12 protein-coding genes are annotated in these 17690 nt (G+C 62.7%); 7 read left to right on the top strand and 5 right to left on the bottom strand.

The window, feature by feature from the left end:
• The first annotated feature begins 26 nt into the window (after window positions 1-26).
• A complete protein-coding gene (locus LDN75_RS18585) occupies window positions 27-1406 on the top strand; it encodes an MBL fold metallo-hydrolase (protein WP_223934177.1) in 1380 nt (459 codons plus the stop codon).
• A gap of 72 nt (window positions 1407-1478) precedes the next feature.
• Here the strand turns inward: LDN75_RS18585 and LDN75_RS18580 are convergent, their stop codons facing one another.
• From LDN75_RS18580 to LDN75_RS18570, 3 genes are all read right to left on the bottom strand, one after another.
• Window positions 1479-2159, bottom strand: a complete 681-nt coding sequence (locus LDN75_RS18580; protein WP_223934176.1) for a FadR/GntR family transcriptional regulator — start codon at window positions 2157-2159, stop codon at window positions 1479-1481.
• A complete protein-coding gene (locus LDN75_RS18575) occupies window positions 2156-3439 on the bottom strand; it encodes an MFS transporter (protein ID WP_223934175.1) in 1284 nt (427 codons plus the stop codon). The genes LDN75_RS18580 and LDN75_RS18575 overlap by 4 nt, the downstream gene beginning before the upstream one ends.
• Window positions 3440-3516: 77 nt before the next feature.
• Window positions 3517-4959 (bottom strand): PucR family transcriptional regulator, encoded by a 1443-nt coding sequence (locus LDN75_RS18570; RefSeq protein ID WP_223934173.1) that lies wholly within the window; start codon window positions 4957-4959, stop codon window positions 3517-3519.
• 145 nt (window positions 4960-5104) lie between these two features.
• Here LDN75_RS18570 and LDN75_RS18565 point away from each other — a divergent pair, with 145 nt between their 5' ends.
• Window positions 5105-6535 (top strand): gamma-aminobutyraldehyde dehydrogenase, encoded by a 1431-nt coding sequence (locus LDN75_RS18565; RefSeq protein ID WP_223934171.1) that lies wholly within the window; start codon window positions 5105-5107, stop codon window positions 6533-6535.
• A gap of 63 nt (window positions 6536-6598) precedes the next feature.
• Complete coding sequence (gene gabT / locus LDN75_RS18560; RefSeq protein ID WP_223934169.1) at window positions 6599-7954, top strand: 4-aminobutyrate--2-oxoglutarate transaminase; 1356 nt, start codon at window positions 6599-6601, stop codon at window positions 7952-7954.
• 174 nt (window positions 7955-8128) lie between these two features.
• Here the strand turns inward: gabT and LDN75_RS18555 are convergent, their stop codons facing one another.
• Window positions 8129-10570 (bottom strand): polysaccharide lyase 8 family protein, encoded by a 2442-nt coding sequence (locus tag LDN75_RS18555; protein ID WP_223934167.1) that lies wholly within the window; start codon window positions 10568-10570, stop codon window positions 8129-8131.
• A 310-nt stretch (window positions 10571-10880) separates the two neighbouring features.
• Window positions 10881-11981: an EamA family transporter RarD gene (gene rarD / locus LDN75_RS18550; protein ID WP_223937630.1), complete on the bottom strand. Its 1101-nt coding sequence runs from the start codon at window positions 11979-11981 to the stop codon at window positions 10881-10883.
• Window positions 11982-12110: 129 nt separating this feature from the next.
• Between rarD and LDN75_RS18545 the strand changes: the two genes are divergently transcribed.
• The 4 genes from LDN75_RS18545 (at window position 12111) to adhP (ending at window position 17687) form a co-directional block, all read left to right on the top strand.
• Window positions 12111-13547 (top strand): FAD-dependent oxidoreductase, encoded by a 1437-nt coding sequence (locus tag LDN75_RS18545; protein ID WP_223934166.1) that lies wholly within the window; start codon window positions 12111-12113, stop codon window positions 13545-13547.
• 83 nt (window positions 13548-13630) lie between these two features.
• Entirely contained in the window at window positions 13631-14974 is a 1344-nt protein-coding gene (locus LDN75_RS18540) for a GAF domain-containing protein (RefSeq protein WP_223934164.1), read from the top strand.
• 110 nt (window positions 14975-15084) lie between these two features.
• A complete protein-coding gene (locus LDN75_RS18535) occupies window positions 15085-16608 on the top strand; it encodes an aldehyde dehydrogenase family protein (protein WP_223934162.1) in 1524 nt (507 codons plus the stop codon).
• 56 nt (window positions 16609-16664) lie between these two features.
• A complete protein-coding gene (gene adhP / locus LDN75_RS18530; protein WP_223934160.1) occupies window positions 16665-17687 on the top strand; it encodes an alcohol dehydrogenase AdhP in 1023 nt (340 codons plus the stop codon).
• Window positions 17688-17690 lie beyond the last annotated feature (3 nt).

Genomic DNA, 17690 nt, shown 5'->3' with positions numbered 1-17690 from the left:
CTTAACCTTCAGCGGTACGCTGAATCATGGACGTCGTAGTCATCGAAACCATGGCATTGGGGGACCGCAGCTACCTGGTGCATGACGGCAAAGTTGCGCTGGTTATAGACCCGCAGCGGGACACTGATCGGATAGAAGCGGCAGCGAGGCAAGCTGGCGTCCGGATCACCCACGTCGCCGAAACCCATCTGCACAACGACTACGTCACCGGCGGGCTGGTTTTGGCTGAAAAACATGGTGCCGAGTACTTGGTCAACGGTGATGACCATGTTGCGTTTGATCGCGTCCCCGTCACCGACGGGCAAGTCATCCGTGTGGGGCGCTTGATTGTGAAGGTGCTCGCAACGCCTGGGCACACGCACACGCACCTTTCGTACGTCGTCCGGGAGGAAGGGCACGACGGCGGCCCCGAGGCTGTGTTTTCCGGCGGCAGCTTGCTCTACGGTTCCGTTGGGCGGACGGACCTGGTCTCGCCACATGACACGGCCGGCCTGGCACACGACCAGTATTCTTCGGTCCGGCGTCTGGTCGCTGAGGCGCAATCCGATGCTGCCCTTTATCCAACGCACGGCTTCGGATCCTTCTGTTCCATCGGACCAGCGAGCAGGCAGAACGCCTCGACCATTGGCGAGCAAGCCGTCGCCAATCACGCGTTAACGGACCCCAGTGAGGACCATTTCGTGGCTGAGCTCTTGGAGAACATCACGGCTTACCCGGCCTACTACGCGCACATGAGCCCGCTCAATGCAGGTGGCCCTGGCCCGGCAAATCTGGGAGTACCTGATTCAGTGGACGCCGCAGAGCTGGGTCGTCGTTTGGACGCGGGCGAGTGGGTGGTGGATCTGCGGCACCGGGTGGCCTTTGCGGACAGCCATCTTCACGGCAGCGTGAGCTTCGAATACGGAAGCGGCTCCAACTTCACCAGCTACCTCGGCTGGGTGATCCCGTGGAACCAGCCACTCACCCTACTGGGCCCGTTGGACGAAGTAGAGAAGGCGATCCGTGACCTGGCGAGAATCGGCATCGATAGTCCGGATGCCGCCGTCGGGCCTAACGCTAAAGTCTTGGACATTGGTGCCTTGGCGCCGGACCACACGCAGGCGTCGTATCCGCACTCGGACTGGGCCGGGCTCGTCAAGGACAGAACACCGGAGGACGTGGTCCTTGATGTTCGGCGGCCGGATGAATTCGCGGCCTCGCATGTCAGGGGCGCGCTCAACATGCCGGTATATGAGCTGCTCGGAAGGATCACGGAGCTGCCGGAGTCAAGAATCTGGGTGCACTGCGCAACGGGTTACCGGGCGAGTGTTGCAGCCAGCCTCCTGGACCGGGCGGGACGCGACGTGGTGCTGATCAACGCCAGGTACAAGGACGCGGCCGGGGTGGGAATCGAAACGACTCCGTAAAGACGTTGCCGGGCCGCTGTTACGTGGTTGGGCAACAACGGAAAAGCGGGCTGGCAACGGACTAGCGAAGGGTTAGTGTGGGGTTTTGTCCGCGCAGAAATCCAGGTTCCGGTAGACGCTCTGGACGGCGGCGTCGGGATCGTGGGCTTCCAAAGCATCCACCAGTTCATCGTGCCCCTCGCGGGGGATGCCGTTGAAGCCCTCCTTGCGTTGCTGGCGGAGGAGGTCATTATGGAAGACCCCGCCAAACGAGACGTAGAGCTGATGCAGCAGCGGATTTCCGGATGCCAGGGCAACCCGTTCGTGGAATTCCCAGTCAGCGCGGGCCCAGGTGGGGTAGTCCTCGGACTGCCAGGCGTCATGGCGCAGGGCCAGCAGGCGCCGCATCTCGGACAGGTCTTCCACCGTTGCGTGCTTGGTGGCAAGGCGGGCCGCCTGGGTATCCAGGCCGAGCCGCACTTCCACGATGTGTTCCTGGGTGTGCTCCAAGTACATGCGCTGGGCCGCACCGGACATTTCACTGTTGGCCCGTACATACGTGCCGTCTCCCCGGCGGACTTCGAGCATGCCCGAGTGTGCCAAAGCCTTGATGGCCTCGCGGAGGGTTCCCCGCGAAACGCCAAGGCTCGCCATGAGTTCAGGCTCAGCCGGGATGCGCTCCTGGAGTGGCCACTCGCCTGATTTGATCATGTCCCGCAGCTTGGCGGTGATCTCCTCGGCAAGTGCCGGGCGATGCGAAGGAGTAAGGGTCATGCTTTCCTCGGTCCGGTCTTGGTGGCAGTGCGCTTGCTCGTGAGCATGTGGCAGGTAACCATGAGCGCCACTGCCACGATGGACAGCAAGCTCAGGGGCAGCGCCCACCCGCCCGTAGCGCTGTGGAGCAGCCCCATGCCAAAGGGGCCGATTGCCGCAATCAAGTATCCCAGCGATTGGGCGATCGTGGAGAGCGCGGTGGTTTCCGCCGTCGAGCGTCCACTGCGGCTGATGATCACCAGGACCAGCGGGAAGATGCCCAAGCCAAAGCCGAAGAGCACCGCCGAAATGACCGCCAAGGAGGTGGGCAACCAGATCATGGCGGCAATGGCAACCAGCGTGGAGCTGCTCGCGAGGTAGAGAGCAGGCCGCAGCATGCCCGGCCGGGAACCGAAGGCGAGCAGGATCATGCCGGCGGCTACGGAGACCAGCTGCATGACGCCAAACTGCAGTCCGCTTTCGGAAGCACTGAGGCCCTGGGAGGTGAGGATGTACGCGAACCAGCTCATCACGGCATAGGCGAGGAAAGCCTGGAAGGTGAAGATAGCGGTGATGAGGATCCCCAGGCGGGTGCGGAGCAGGGGCCACATGGATACGCGCGGACGGTCCGTCTTGGTGGAATTCCGGTGCGAGTGCAGGACCACCGGGAGGAAGCCGAGTAGCGCTGCGACGCCCAGGATGCCCCAGGCGGCAAGGCCCATCGACGGCGAACCGAGCTGCTGGGCCAAGGGAACGCTCACGGCCGCTGCGAACGTAGCGCCGCCGGACATCGTGAAGGTGTAGAGCCCGGTCATCATCGAGGTGCGGTCCGCATAGTGTTCGCGGATAAACGACGGCATGGCCACGTTGCACACGGCAAGTCCGGACATCGCCAGGACGGTTCCACCGAGCAGGGCGCCCGTCATTGGAACACCGCGCACCAGCAAGCCCCCTGCCAGCAAGGCCAAGGCGATCGCGATGGCCTTCTCAACACCCACGCGGCGGGTCAGCCACGAGGTCCCCATCCCTGCAACCGCAAAGCACAGCAGCGGAATCGAGGGCAGGATCGAAGCCACCAAGGCGCCGTAGCCCAGCGCCTGCTGCAACTCGTGGAAGAGCGCCGCTGCGCTGGTGATTCCGGCGCGCAGGTTCAGTCCGATGAGGACCACTGCAACGATGCCGACGACGGCCACGACGCGCGTCTTGGGGACTGCCTTCACCGCTTGGGCTGTTGCCACGTTGGCGGGGGCAATCTGTGGGATGTTTCCTGTGGTCGGGGTGTAAGGGGTCGTCGCAGCCATATCTAAAGGTTAGACGTTTGACGTTTAATGTCTAGAACTTTGTGGCGAATCTCTCCGGTGGCGCGGCGGCTGGGCGCTTACCGGGGGTTCCGCGAGCCCAGCCGCTGGACGGCCAGCGCAAGCCAAAGCTGCACCCGGTCCTGCGTCTGTGAGGGGTCGTAGCCCGTCAGCTCCGTAATCTGCGCCAGCCTGTACCGCACCGTGTTGCGGTGCAGCGTCAGGGCTTCGGCGACGGCCGCCACGGAGCCGTTGTGGTTGAGGTAGCTCTCCAGCGTGGTCACCAGTTCGGCACCGTGCGCGGCGTCGAACTTCCGCAGGGGGGTGAGCGACTCGCTGGCCATGTCGGCCAACGGAACGTCCTCGCTCGCCAGCAACAGGGAGGTCAGGCTCAGCCGCTCGGGTTCGTTCACGGGCAAGCCGTGCGCCACGGCGTCGCGCGCTTCAAAGTAGCTCCAGCGCAGGCCGTTCGGCTTCGTATAGGCGCCGCCGATTCCGATCACGGCGTGGATCCCGGCTTCCTGCAGATGGTCGCTCAGGCTCTTGGCCAAGGCTGTGGCAGAGCTGCCGTCGTCGCTGATGACGGTGACCAGGTCCTTCCCGACCACCGCGCTGACGCCAGCTTCCAACGCCTGGGGCAGCGAGATATTCACCAGTTGCTTGTGGTGTGCCGTGGACTCCGCCACGAGCACCACGTTCTTCCTGGTGCTGTTGATTCCAACGCCTGCCAAACGGCGGGCAGCCTCTATGGTTTCCAGCGTGCCGTGGATGACGTCGTCCAGCACCTGCCCGGCCATGGCTCTCTGCGCCTGGCGCTGCTTGACCATGTTGTTGAGCTCCACGCTGATGAGGTTCTGTGCGTAACTGACAATCCCGGAGTCCACGAATGGCTGCCGCAACCACAGCGTGCAGGCGTCCCTACGGCCGGTGGGAATCGGATACGAAGCCCAGCCATCCGCCGTCGGGGCCGGTTTCCCGGGAACGCTGTTGTAAAGTTGCGCGCTGAACTGGGTAAGCACGACGTCAGTGCGCAGCATGCTGCCCAATTGCTTGAGGAGTTCGCCCAGGCCGCCGCCGGTAAGGAGCGATCGGGCGAGGATCTGGTGTCCTGCCAGGAGTCGTTCCAAGTTTGCGTAGTGGTCAGCCGAATGCGACTCGGCAACGAGTTTTCCGATGGCGATGAAGGGAATCTCGTACTGCACTTCCACCAGGGGCAGGCCCCAACGGTTGGCTTCGGCGATGAGGGCCTCGGGAACGGACTCGTGCGTAAGGCCGATGCCGAAGCCGATGCCCACCGCACCCGCGCGCTGGACCTGCCGGACGAATCGGCGCTGGTCGGCGGCGCTCTTCAGGCGCAGGCCCGTGGTGAGGACCAATTCCCCGCCGCTGAGGAAGCGCTGTGGATCTTCCAGCTCCGTCACGGCCACCCAGCTGATGTCCTGGTTCCAGGTTGTTTCTGCGCTACCTGTTTTGCGGAGCTTCAGGGAGGGGACAGCGACGAGCGAAGAGAGGGACATTGCCATGGTTACAAGCGTAACCCGGCGCTGGTCAAGCGCACTAAGGAGAGTGTGCGTGTGTGTGCAGCTGACTATTCCTTGGACCCCTCTGCTGGCATAGGCTCTGATCAGCTAAAACCCACGCCCACACACCGAAAGAGGGTTGCACACCGTGGTTCAAACCTTGCAGAATTTCATCAACGGCGAATTCGTTACGCCGGCAGGTACGGGTCTCCTGGACATCGTGAACCCCACCAACGGGGAGATCGTTGCCAAGTCGCCGATTTCGGTGCAGGCCGATGTTGACGCCGCCATGACCGCTGCCAGCGACGCTTTCAAGACGTGGAAGCACGTCACACCGGGCCAGCGCCAGCTCATGCTGCTCAAGCTTGCCGACGCCGTGGAGGCCAACAGCGAGGAACTCGTTGAAGCCCAGCACCGCAACACCGGCCAGGTCCGCTCCCTGATCGCTTCCGAGGAAGTTGCCGCCGGCGCAGACCAGCTCCGCTTCTTCGCAGGTGCTGCACGCATCATGGAAGGCAAGTCCGCAGGCGAGTACTTCGAGGGCCACACCTCCTACGTCCGCCGCGAACCGATCGGTGTCGTGGCCCAGGTCGCGCCGTGGAACTACCCGTTCCTCATGGCCATCTGGAAGATCGGCCCCGCCCTGGCCGCTGGAAACACTGTTGTCCTCAAGCCGTCGGACACCACCCCGGAATCCACCCTGGTGCTGGCACGCCTCGCCGGGGAAATCTTCCCCGCCGGCGTCCTCAACGTTGTCCTGGGAACCGGTGAAACCGGCGCCATGATGGTGGATCACAAGGTCCCCGGCCTGGTGTCCATCACCGGTTCCGTCCGCGCCGGCATCGCCGTTGCCAGCGGTGCGGCCAAGGGCCTCAAGCGTGCACACCTGGAACTTGGCGGCAAGGCTCCGGCCATCGTCTTCAAGGACGCCGACATCAAGAAGAGCGCTGCGGCCATCGCAGAATTCGCCTTCTTCAACGCCGGCCAGGACTGCACGGCCATCACCCGTGTACTGATCGAGGACGAGATCCACGATGACATGGTGGCGGCCATGGTTGAGCACACCAAGACGCTGCACACCGGTTCCGAGAACGACGAAGACAACTACTTCGGCCCGCTCAACAACGTGAACCACTTCAACGCCGTCACCTCCGTGGTGGAACACCTCCCGGAGAACTGCAAGATCGAAACCGGCGGCCACCGCGCGGGCGAGAAGGGCTTCTTCTTCGAGCCCACCATCATCACCGGCGCCAAGCAGACCGACGACATCGTCCAGAAGGAAACCTTCGGTCCCGTCATTACGGTCCAGAAGTTCAGCACCGAAGCCGAAGCGCTCGAGCTGGCCAACGACGTCGAATACGCCCTGGCATCCAGCGTCTGGACCACCGACCACGGCACTGCCATGCGCATGAGCCGTGACCTGGACTTCGGCGCAGTCTGGATCAACACCCACATCCTCCTCACGGCAGAGATGCCGCACGGTGGCTTCAAGCAGTCCGGCTACGGCAAGGACCTCTCCATGTACGGCGTGGAGGACTACACGCGCATCAAGCACGTCATGAGTGCATTGGATGCATAACTCAGTTGCATAACGCAGTCGCGTAACCCTCCACACCTGGCTTCCCAGAAAGGCAATCACCCCATGACCACTACCGCGAACGAACTCTCGTACCGCATCGAGCAGAAGCGCAACATCAACGGCGCCTTCCCCGGCCCCAAGTCGCAGGCACTGGCCGAGCGTCGCTCCGCCGTCGTTGCTGCCGGCGTCGCTTCCGGCGTACCTGTCTATGTCGAAGACGCCGACGGCGGCATCATCCGCGACGTCGACGGCAACTCCTTCATCGACCTCGGCTCCGGCATCGCCGTGACCAGCGTCGGCGCGTCCGACCCCGCCGTCGTCGCCGCCGTCCAGGAAGCTGCCGCGCACTTCACGCACACCTGCTTCATGGTCACCCCGTACGAGGGCTACGTCGCAGTGGCCGAGCAGCTCAACCGCCTCACCCCGGGCGACCACGCCAAGCGCACCGTGCTGTTCAATTCCGGCGCTGAAGCCGTGGAGAACGCCGTCAAGGTTGCACGCCTGGCTACCGGCCGCGACGCTGTTGTTGCTTTCGACCACGCCTACCACGGCCGCACCAACCTGACCATGGCGCTCACTGCCAAGGCCATGCCGTACAAGACCAACTTCGGCCCGTTCGCGCCCGAGGTCTACCGCATGCCCATGAGCTACCCGTTCCGTGAAGAGAACCCGGAGATCACCGGTGCCGAGGCTGCCAAGCGCGCCATCACCATGATCGAGAAGCAGATCGGTGGCGACCAGGTTGCAGCGATCATCATCGAACCCATCCAGGGTGAGGGTGGCTTCATCGTTCCGGCCGAAGGCTTCCTCCCGGCACTGTCGGCTTGGGCCAAGGAAAAGGGCATCGTCTTCATTGCTGATGAGGTCCAGTCCGGCTTCTGCCGCACCGGCGAATGGTTCGCCGTTGACCACGAAGGTGTTGTCCCGGACATCATCACCATGGCCAAGGGCATCGCCGGCGGCCTGCCGCTGTCCGCCATCACCGGCCGCGCCGATCTGCTCGACGCCGTCCACCCCGGCGGCCTCGGCGGCACCTACGGTGGCAACCCGGTTGCTTGCGCAGCAGCTCTCGCAGCCATCGACACCATGGAGCAGCACGACCTCAAGGGCCGCGCCCGCCACATCGAAGAGCTCGCCCTGGGCAAGCTCCGCGATCTGGCTGGAGAAGTTTCCGTGGTTGGCGACATCCGTGGCCGCGGCGCCATGCTGGCCATTGAACTCGTACAGCCCGGCTCCAAGGAACCGAACGCTGAGCTCACCAAGGCCGTCGCCGCCGCATGCCTCCAGGAAGGTGTCATCATCCTGACCTGTGGCACTTACGGCAACGTGATCCGCCTGCTTCCGCCGCTCGTGATCAGCGACGAGCTGCTCCTCGACGGCCTCGAGGTTCTCGCCGCCGCCATCAAGGCCAACGCGTAAGGTCTGTTTCGCGGAGGAGGGCCGGGATTTCCCGGCCCTCCATCTGCGTTAAACGGCTGAGTTCGCGGGAACCCGCCGAGTTCGCGGGAGGTTTCCGTGCGAACTCGCACGGCTCCCACGGTGTCGGCGTCGCGGGGCTGCACGTTCCAGGGAACGCACGACGCCGGAGCCCGCCTAGGTGCCCAGCGTCAGGTTCTTCTGGTGGCCATGTCCGTCGAGTTGGACTTCGATGACGAGGGGATCGACGCTGACAAGGGCCACGCCGTCGTCGGCCTGTGCCAGCGTGCGCCACTGGGTTCCTGGCAGCGTGACCCGAACGCTGGACTGTGTCCGGGACGGATCTGCAACGGAGACAGCGAGCTGGTCCCCAACCTGGCGGACTGCCAGCGTGCCGGGCCCGGAGACCGTATAGCCCTCGCTGCTGCCTGCGGCGAAGAAGTTGGCCAGGACCAGCTTTTCCGTCGCGACTTCGATCATCTGCGACACTGAGGAGTTTGCCAGGACCTTTACATCGGGATTCGCGGACTGCGAGAACGTGGTGTCGTGGGTTGCCGCGGGGAGCACCATGTATGCGTAGCCGGAATCCGCGGGATCCACGCCGTGGCGGTGTGTGATGGTCACGTATTCCCGTGTGACGGGATCCGTGGTGCCGCCGGTATCCGCTCCGGAGTTGACGTCATACCAGCTGCCCGTCCGGCGGATCACGGCTACCTCGGTTGCTCCTGAGATGCCGGGCGCGTCCAAGAGGACATAGCCGCCATGCCCTTCAATGTGAACTGATCGTTTAATGGCTACGGGGGAATCGCCATCAGCCAGGCGACGCGTCCGGGAATCAGTTCGCAAGTCCGGACCGGACCCCACGGCGAAGGACCTGTTCTCGATGGTGGTCTGAACCGAAGCTCCACCTGTACCGGTGATGCCCGCGCCCAGGCAGATGACGGCGTCATCCAGGAAGAACCACGATTTCCTTCCGGACAGGGACTTGTTGTGGTTCAGGTGGTCCATACCGATGACGCCCCAACGTCCGTCCACGGTGAGTCCGCCGGCAAAGGCCTGGAAAGCGCGGGGGATTCCAGTTCCTGCACCGCCTGCTCCGCTCGCGCGTGCTTGGTCGTTGACTGTGGTGCCCGGGAGTGCGTAGGGATCCACCGTGGGCCAGAAGTCAGCGCTGAACTGGGAAGGATCTTGCCGGGTGTACAAAAAAGTCATTCCGTCGCCCTGATACCAGCCGAGGTTGTTCTCGCTGTTGCCCCACTCGTAGCGGCCAATGCGCTTGGAGGACAGGTTCACCGTGCAGCCCCACTGTGGTCTGTGGTGCACCAGCCGATCCTGGTCGGCAAACATCCGGCTATACACAGGCGCCGGTGCTGAAACCACGGAGGAATCGGACAGGACGCCCATCGATAACAGGGACTTTGCCAGGCTCTGCGTTGGATGGCCAACGAGTTTCTGGTCCGCGCAGCGTTCAAGCCAGCCCTTGGCCAAGGCGAGGAACCTCGAACGGTACGGCTCCTCGCAGCCTGGTGCCAGCAGTAAGACGGCGGAGATCAGCCCAAAGCCGCTGACATAGTCGGGCTCGCGCTGCCGGGATACGGCACGGCCACGGATGGTGTCCATGATCCGGCCGTCCCACACGAACGGTGCGTAGGTGTTCTCCACTGCGTCCAGGAGCACGGAACGCTTGGGGTCGTTGACTGCCCAGGAGCTTCCACCGAGCATGGCGATGATCTCTGCGATGCCGGCCAGAGCCACAACGCCGTAGGTTCCGGCATATGGCAGATAGCCGTGCTGCACAAAGGAGCCGTCCGTGTAGAAGCCGTCGCCGCTGCTCACGTACGTGAACACACTGTTGGTGCCGCCGCGTACCGTGTCGCTCAAAGCGTCCCTGCCCAGGGCTATCTCATCCGCGTTGTTGTCCAGGATGCCCCGCATGCAGCAGGCCAGCGATTTGTCCACGCGGTTGGCGCCGGTCTCCGCGAGGGACGTTGTGCGCCCGCGCCAATTCGGGTTGGGAGCGAACCAGCGCACTGCTGCCAGCAGCGAAGCCCGCAGCGTTTCGGGGACCTCGGCGTAGAGAAGGGTGAGGATGTCCACCGATTTGCGGGGGACACCTATTTCCCAGAACCACCAATTGCCAGCGGCCCGCATGCCGGGCTTGTACGCGGTGTCATTGAGGAGCTGCAGGCCAGCCACAATATCGGCCGCCAGTTGCGGGTTTCCGGCATAGGGAGTTCCCGGAACCGCATAGCCAAGGGCCATGTCATAGAGGCGGTTGAAATGCAGGCCCATATTGCCGGTGGCCGCCGTGGACTGTCCAATGCCAATCAGCGGAATGTCATTCCACAACGAGGTCCGTACGGGAGCCTTGTCCATGGAAGTCCACCACTTTTCCGTGGTTTGGCCCATACCCTCAAGCTGCGCTGCGAGCTCAGGGACCTCCGCAGCGCTTTGCCCGCCGGCAAGGACCAAGCGCCTTCGATCGATGAGCTGCAGCAGTCCGGGTGCCTGTTCCGCAAACGCCGGGGCGGAGTGGGATAGCAGGGCTCCGGCCAGGGCGGCCGCGCCTGCCGTGCGGAAAAGGGTCCTGCGGTTCAGTGTGGGTCCATTGATGTTCAAAACGGCTCCGTTCAAAACTGTTGCCAGCAAAGGGCAGGTCCATCTGACTGTCATTCGTCTTTGTTCCCCGATGTGGGAACAGCCGCAAATGCCAGCTATGTGGATGTGCCTGTACTCGTTGGCAGGTTGGGGTGGACGTGGCGGTGAAAGTTTCCGCAACTTTATGTCCGGTTGACGGACACCTCAACAGAAATGAACAAAAGTGCTCAGGCTATGAGTTCGTCGGATAGATGCAACTACGCCGGAAAGCTCCGGCGTTCAGGACGCATTCCAGCGTCGATGCACTCCTCCGGCGTTTTCAGCAGTCTGGCTAAGCTCCCGCAGCGGCCGCGATCCTGGCCTTCTTCTTCAGGGACGAGTTCTTCTTTGCCGTGTTCAGCATGTCCACAGTGAGCACCAGCAGGGCGAGCCACACCACGCAGAATCCGATCCAGCGGGCCGTGGTCATGGTCTCGTTAAAGACCGCCAGCGCCACGATGAACTGCAGAATCGGCGCGAAATATTGGAGCAGGCCGATGGTGGTCATGGGCAAACGACGTGCCGAGGCGCCAAAGAAGAGCAGCGGCACAGCCGTGATGACACCAGATGCCAGAAGCAACCAGAAATGACCGGGTCCAAAGGCGGTGAGTGTCGCGACGCCGCTCACGCCCAGGACAACCATGGTTGCGGCTGCAAAGGGGGCCAGGACCACTGTCTCAACGGAGAGACTGGTGAGCGCATCAACCTTGGGGCCGACGCGCTTCTTGACGAATCCGTACAAACCGAAGCTGAAGGCCAGGGTCAACGCGATCCAGGGAAGTTGCCCGTAGGAAAAGGTCAGGACGCCCACTGCCACGAAGCCGATTCCAACTGCTGTCCATTGGAGTGGCCGCAACTTCTCCTTGAGGACGAATACGCCGAGCAGGACCGACACCAAGGGGTTGATGAAGTATCCAAGGGACGTTTCAACTGCGTGTCCTGTGGTGACGCCGAAGGTATAGGTGAGCCAGTTGATGGCAATCAATCCAGCCGCCAAGGCCAGCGAGCCAAAGACTGAGCGGTCCTTCACGGCTGCGCCAAAAACCCTCCAAGCCCTCGTGACCGTGATCAGCAAGGCACAGAAGATCAACGACCAAACGACGCGGTTGGCAACGATTTCCATGGCCCCGGCTGGTTGAAGTGCCAGGAAGTACAGCGGAAGCAGCCCCCACAAGCTGTAAGCGCCAATGCCAAACAGGATTCCCGCCGTCGACTCGCTCCAGACCGGCTTCCGTCCGGAAGCCCTGCCGCCTGGGGTGCGTCCATCGCTTTCTACTTCACTGCTGGACGCACTCTGGACCCTGGGCTGGTTGGAAGAGGACGAGGTTGCGGTGATCTGCTCGGGTGTCGACACAATGTCGCCAACACCAAACGGCGGCGCAATATTCCGCAATGTTGGAAGCAACAGTGTGTTTTTGTGTGACTCCCGCCATATAGGAGGCTGGGTGCAGGGTGGACATCTAGAATTGGAATCTGCGCGCCCCAACAACGGGCGTGGCTTACTGATTCGGAAGGGCTCACGGTGTCCAACTCAGCCGCAACCACCCCCAAACGTCCGCTTCGCGTCGCCATCGTGGGCGCCGGTCCCGCCGGCGTGTACGCCGCCGACATCCTGACGAAATCCAACGAGGTCAAGGACGGGGACGTGGAGGTCAGTATCGATCTCTTTGAGGCGTACCCGGCCCCGTACGGGCTGATCCGCTACGGCGTGGCGCCAGACCATCCCCGCATCAAGGGCATCGTCAACGCCCTGCACAAAGTGCTGGACCGGGGCGACATCCGGTTCCTCGGTAACGTGACTTACGGCCGGGACCTGACTCTTCACGATTTCCGTGCTTTCTATGACGCCGTGATCTTCTCCACGGGTGCCATCAAGGACGCGGACCTCAACATCCCGGGTATCGGGTTGGAAGGTTCGTTCGGCGGCGCAGATTTCGTTTCCTGGTATGACGGACACCCGGATGTCCCGCGCGACTGGCCGTTGGATGCCAAGGAGATCGCGGTCATTGGAAACGGCAACGTTGCCCTCGATGTGGCCCGCATGCTGGTCAAGCACCCCGAGGAACTGCTGGTTACCGAGATCCCGGAAAATGTGTACGAAGGGTTGAAGAAATCACCCGTTACCGATGTCCACGTGTTTGGGCGCCGCGGTCCTGCGCAGGTGAAGTTCACCCCGTTGGAACTGCGGGAGCTGTCCCACTGCAACGACGTAGACATCGTGCTTTACCCGGAGGACTTTGAGTTCGATGAAGCCTCAGACGAAGCAATCCGCAGCAATAACCAAATCAAGACCATGGTCAACACCATGACCAACTGGCTGGTGGAAGAACACGCGGAATCCGAGCAGCCATCCTCCCGCCGTCTGCACCTGCATTTCCTGCATAGCCCGGTGGAAATCCTGGACTCGCCGGAAACTCCCGGCAAGGTTTCCGGCATCAAGTTCGAGCGCATGCAGCTCGATGGAACCGGCAACGTCAAGGGCACCGGTGAGTTTGTGGAGTACCCCGTGCAGTCCGTCTACCGGGCCATCGGCTACCACGGCTCGCCTCTCGAAGAACTGCCATACGATGCCCGCCGCGGTGTGATACCGAACGACGGCGGTCGCGTCCTGGACGCCGACGGCAAGCCCGTGCCGGGAATCTATGCCACCGGCTGGATCAAGCGTGGACCTGTCGGCCTGATCGGTCATACCAAGGGCGATGCCCTGGAAACCATCGGCTGCCTCCTCGAAGACCGGCTCACGCTGCCTCCGGCCGAGAACCCGGATCCGCAGGCAATCATTAACCTCCTTGAGGAACGCGGCATTGAATACACCACGTGGGAGGGGTGGAACCGTCTGGATGCCCACGAGGCCGCCCTGGGTGCCGCGTGGTCCGAATCGGGCAACGGCAACGGCGTCATCCGCGAGCGCATCAAGGTAGTTCCTCGTGAGGAAATGATCCAGATCTCGCGCGGCTGACAATCGCCTCCACCGGAACTAGACTTCTCGGTACTGTGCCGCATCGGTAATGTGCCGGACGCTCGGTGCATCAGGGGAGTTCGATGAGGAATCCAATCCATCCGTCAGTTCCAGGCAGCGAGGCCCGGGGACTTGTGCAGAAGCGCGCCCTGATCAGCCATGAACAACTGGATACCCTGCGGGCCGGATCTCCTGGGGAAATCCCGGGCCTCCGGCGCTTGGTCCGCGAGTCCTGGCAGCGTTCGGCCAGCCTCCAGGCCAATCCCGATGTTCCGGAAGCGCCGCTCGCGATGGACCGCGACGAGCTGGAGGACTACCGCAGGCAACACCCGCTGGCTGCAATCATGCCGGTCATCAGGAAATTGCTGGTCCAGCCAAGCCATGACAGTGGGCTGTTGGTGGCGGTGGGGGACGACGTCGGGCGGCTTTTGTGGGTAGATGGCGATCCCGTCATGCAGCGCAGGGCCGAAGGCATGATGTTTGTTGCGGGCGCCGATTGGTCCGAAGCCTCTGTGGGGACAAGCGCGCCTGGGACGGCGCTGGCCCTGGACCGCAGCATCCAGATCTCAGGCGCTGAGCACTTCAAGAGATCGGTTCACCCGTGGAGTTGTACCGCTGTTCCTTTCCATGATCCGGATTCCGGTGCCGTGCTGGGCGTCGTGGACATCACTGGAACGGAGACTGCGGTGGCCCCGCATACGGTATCCCTGGTGGAAGCAACCGTTGCGGCGGCGCAGGCGCAGTTGCGCATTGAACGCCTCCAGCTTGCCGCCGCTGTCCGGGAGAAACCACGACGCCGGAGTTCAGCTTCCGCTTCGGGCCGCACTCTGTATCGGAACAGCCTGCAGTTGCTGGGGCGCGATCAAGCGCTCCTTAGTATCGATGGCCGGACGGTTTCCTTGTCGGCCCGGCACAGCGAAATCCTGGCTATCCTTTGCAGCCAACCGGCCGGCCTCAGCGCAGATGATCTCTGCGCCCAGCTATACCCCGGAGATGGCTCGGCCGTGACCCTGCGCGCGGAAATGGTGCGCCTGCGCAAGGTGCTCCATGAGCTCAGCCCGGGGGCCGTTCCCGAATCGCGGCCATACCGGTTGCCCGTCGAGTTGCTTCCCGATTCCGGTCAAGTGCTCAACTGCCTGCAGCGGGGTGCCCATCGGATTGCCTTGGAGATCTACAAAGGAGCAGTCCTGCCGCGCTCGGAGGCGCCAGGCGTCGTGGAGTTGCGTGAGCGGGTTTCGCATCTGTTGCGGGAAGCGCTGCTCAGCGACGGCAGCGTTGATTCGCTCCTGAAGTACGCTGAGCTGCCCGAAGCGAAGTACGACGTCGAACTCCGCCTTGCTGTCCTGAAGCTGCTGCCGCCGCGCTCACCCAAGCGCGCCGCCGTCGTGGCCGATCTTGAACGGCTCGAGAGCGAACTGACAGCCTGAACCTACGCGCGTGAGCTGAATCACATGGTTGCAACGTAGCTGCAACCTGCCCGCTCCTAGGCTCGAATCAATGGCGACAGCCACCGTGATTCGCAGCAAAGGAGCTAGCAATGACCGTTTATGCACAGCCGGGCGCCGAGGGTTCGAAGGTTACCTTCAAGGACCGGTACGAGAACTGGATTGGCGGGGAATGGGTTGCTCCCGTCAAGGGCGCCTACTTCGAAAACATCACGCCCGTCACAGGCAAAGCTTTCTGCGAGGTTGCCCGCGGCACGTCCGAGGACATCGAACTGGCCCTCGACGCCGCGCACAAGGTCGCGCCATCCTGGGGTAAGACGTCAGCGGCAGAACGAGCCGCGATTCTGAACAAGATCGCAGACCGCATAGACGAGAACGTGGAACTGCTCGCCGTTGCCGAGACCTGGGACAACGGCAAGCCCGTCCGGGAGACCCTCAACGCGGACATTCCGTTGGCGGCCGATCACTTCCGCTACTTCGCTTCGGCTGTCCGTGCCCAGGAAGGCCACCTTTCGCAGCTTGATGACGACACCACCGCCTACCACTTCAAGGAACCGCTGGGCGTGGTTGGCCAGATCATCCCTTGGAACTTCCCCATCCTCATGGCCGTGTGGAAGCTGGCCCCCGCGCTCGCCGCCGGTAACGCGGTGGTGCTCAAGCCCGCCGAACAGACACCGACGTCGATCCTGGTGCTCATGGAATTGATCGGGGACCTGCTGCCGGCGGGCGTAGTGAACGTCGTCAACGGTTTCGGCGTCGAAGCCGGAAAGCCGTTGGCTTCCAGTCCGCGCATCCGCAAGATCGCCTTCACTGGTGAGACCACCACGGGCCGGCTTATCAGCCAATATGCGTCCAACAACCTCATTCCGGTCACGTTGGAACTTGGCGGCAAAAGCCCCAACATCTTCTTCGACGACGTCGCGGCCCAGGATGACGCTTTCTACGACAAAGCACAGGAGGGCTTCACGCTGTTTGCCTTCAACCAGGGTGAGGTCTGCACCTGTCCGTCACGTGCCTTGGTCCAGGAGGGCATCTACGAGTCCTTCATGGCAGACGTTGTAGCCCGAACCAACAAGATCATCCAGGGCAACCCGCTGGACACGGAAACCCAGATCGGTGCCCAGGCTTCCAACGACCAACTGGAGAAGATCCTCTCCTACATCGACATTGGGAAGCAGGAGGGCGCCAAAGTCCTCACCGGGGGCGCGCGGGCTGAACTGTCCGGTGACCTGGCCGGCGGCTACTACGTGCAGCCCACCATTTTCGAAGGCCACAACCGGATGCGGATCTTCCAGGAGGAGATCTTCGGGCCTGTGGTCTCTGTGACCAAGTTCAGCGACTACAACGACGCCATCGGCATCGCCAATGACACCTTGTACGGCCTGGGTGCCGGCGTATGGTCACGAAACGGAAATGTCGCCTACCGCGCGGGCAGGGAAATCCAGGCCGGCCGCGTGTGGGTCAACAATTACCACGCCTACCCGGCAGGTGCCGCCTTCGGTGGCTACAAGTCCTCAGGAATTGGCCGTGAAAACCACGCCATGATGCTGGACCACTACCAGCAGACCAAGAACCTCCTGGTCAGCTACAACGAGAACAAGCTCGGCTTCTTCTAAATCCGTCCTGTTCATCGATCAATTCCGTCCTGTTCATCGATCAAAGGAGATCGTCAATGTCTACAACCATGCAAGCTGCAGTAGTTACGGAGTTCGGAACCGACCTTAAAGTCATGGACGTGGAAAGGCCGACGCCGGGTCCCGGCCAAGCGCTGGTCCGCCTGATCACGTCGGGGGTATGCCATACCGACCTGCACGCGGCCGAGGGTGATTGGCCGGTCAAACCTACACCTCCGTTCGTACCTGGACACGAGGGAGTGGGTGAAGTAGTGGCCCTTGGCGAGGGGGTAACGGACGTTGCCATCGGGGACCTTGTTGGCAACGCCTGGCTGTGGTCTGCCTGCGGAGATTGCCAGTACTGCCGCACTGGATGGGAGACCCTGTGCGAGTCCCAGCAGAACGGTGGCTACAGCGTGGATGGCTCATTCGGCGAGTACATGTTGGTGGATACGCGTTTTGCAGCGCGCATCCCGGAGGGCTCCGATCCTGTGGAGGTTGCTCCGGTACTGTGCGCCGGAGTCACCGTCTACAAGGGCTTGAAGATGACCGAAGCCAGGCCGGGTCAGTGGGTCACCATCTCCGGAATCGGCGGACTGGGACACATTGCCGTCCAGTACGCGGTGGCCATGGGGCTGCGTGTGGCGGCCGTGGATATTGCCGACGACAAGCTGGCGTTGGCCAAGGAGCACGGCGCTGAGCTGACGGTCAACGCACTGCATGAGGATCCAGCAGAGGTCATCCAGCGCGAAACCGGCGGCTGCCATGGCGTCCTGGTCACGGCGGTGCACCCCTCTGCTTTCGGGCAGGCCATCGGCATGGCCCGGCGCGGCGGAACAATCGTCTTCAACGGCCTTCCTCCTGGTGACTTCCCGGCCCCGATCTTCGAGATCGTCCTGAAGGGACTCACCGTGCGGGGATCGATTGTGGGCACGCGCCAGGACCTTGAAGAGGCTCTGGAGTTCTATGCGCAGGGCAAAATCAAGCCAACGGTTTCCACGAGAGAGCTCTCCGAAGTCAATGCAGTCTTTGACGAGATGAAGCACGCCAAGATCGACGGCCGAGTGGTTCTGAAGTTCTGATGT

Origin of the sequence: Arthrobacter sp. StoSoilB5, from assembly GCF_019977235.1 — a bacterium.
In the GTDB taxonomy this organism is placed as follows: Bacteria; Actinomycetota; Actinomycetes; order Actinomycetales; family Micrococcaceae; genus Arthrobacter.
This window is presented reverse-complemented; position numbering and strand designations above follow the sequence as displayed.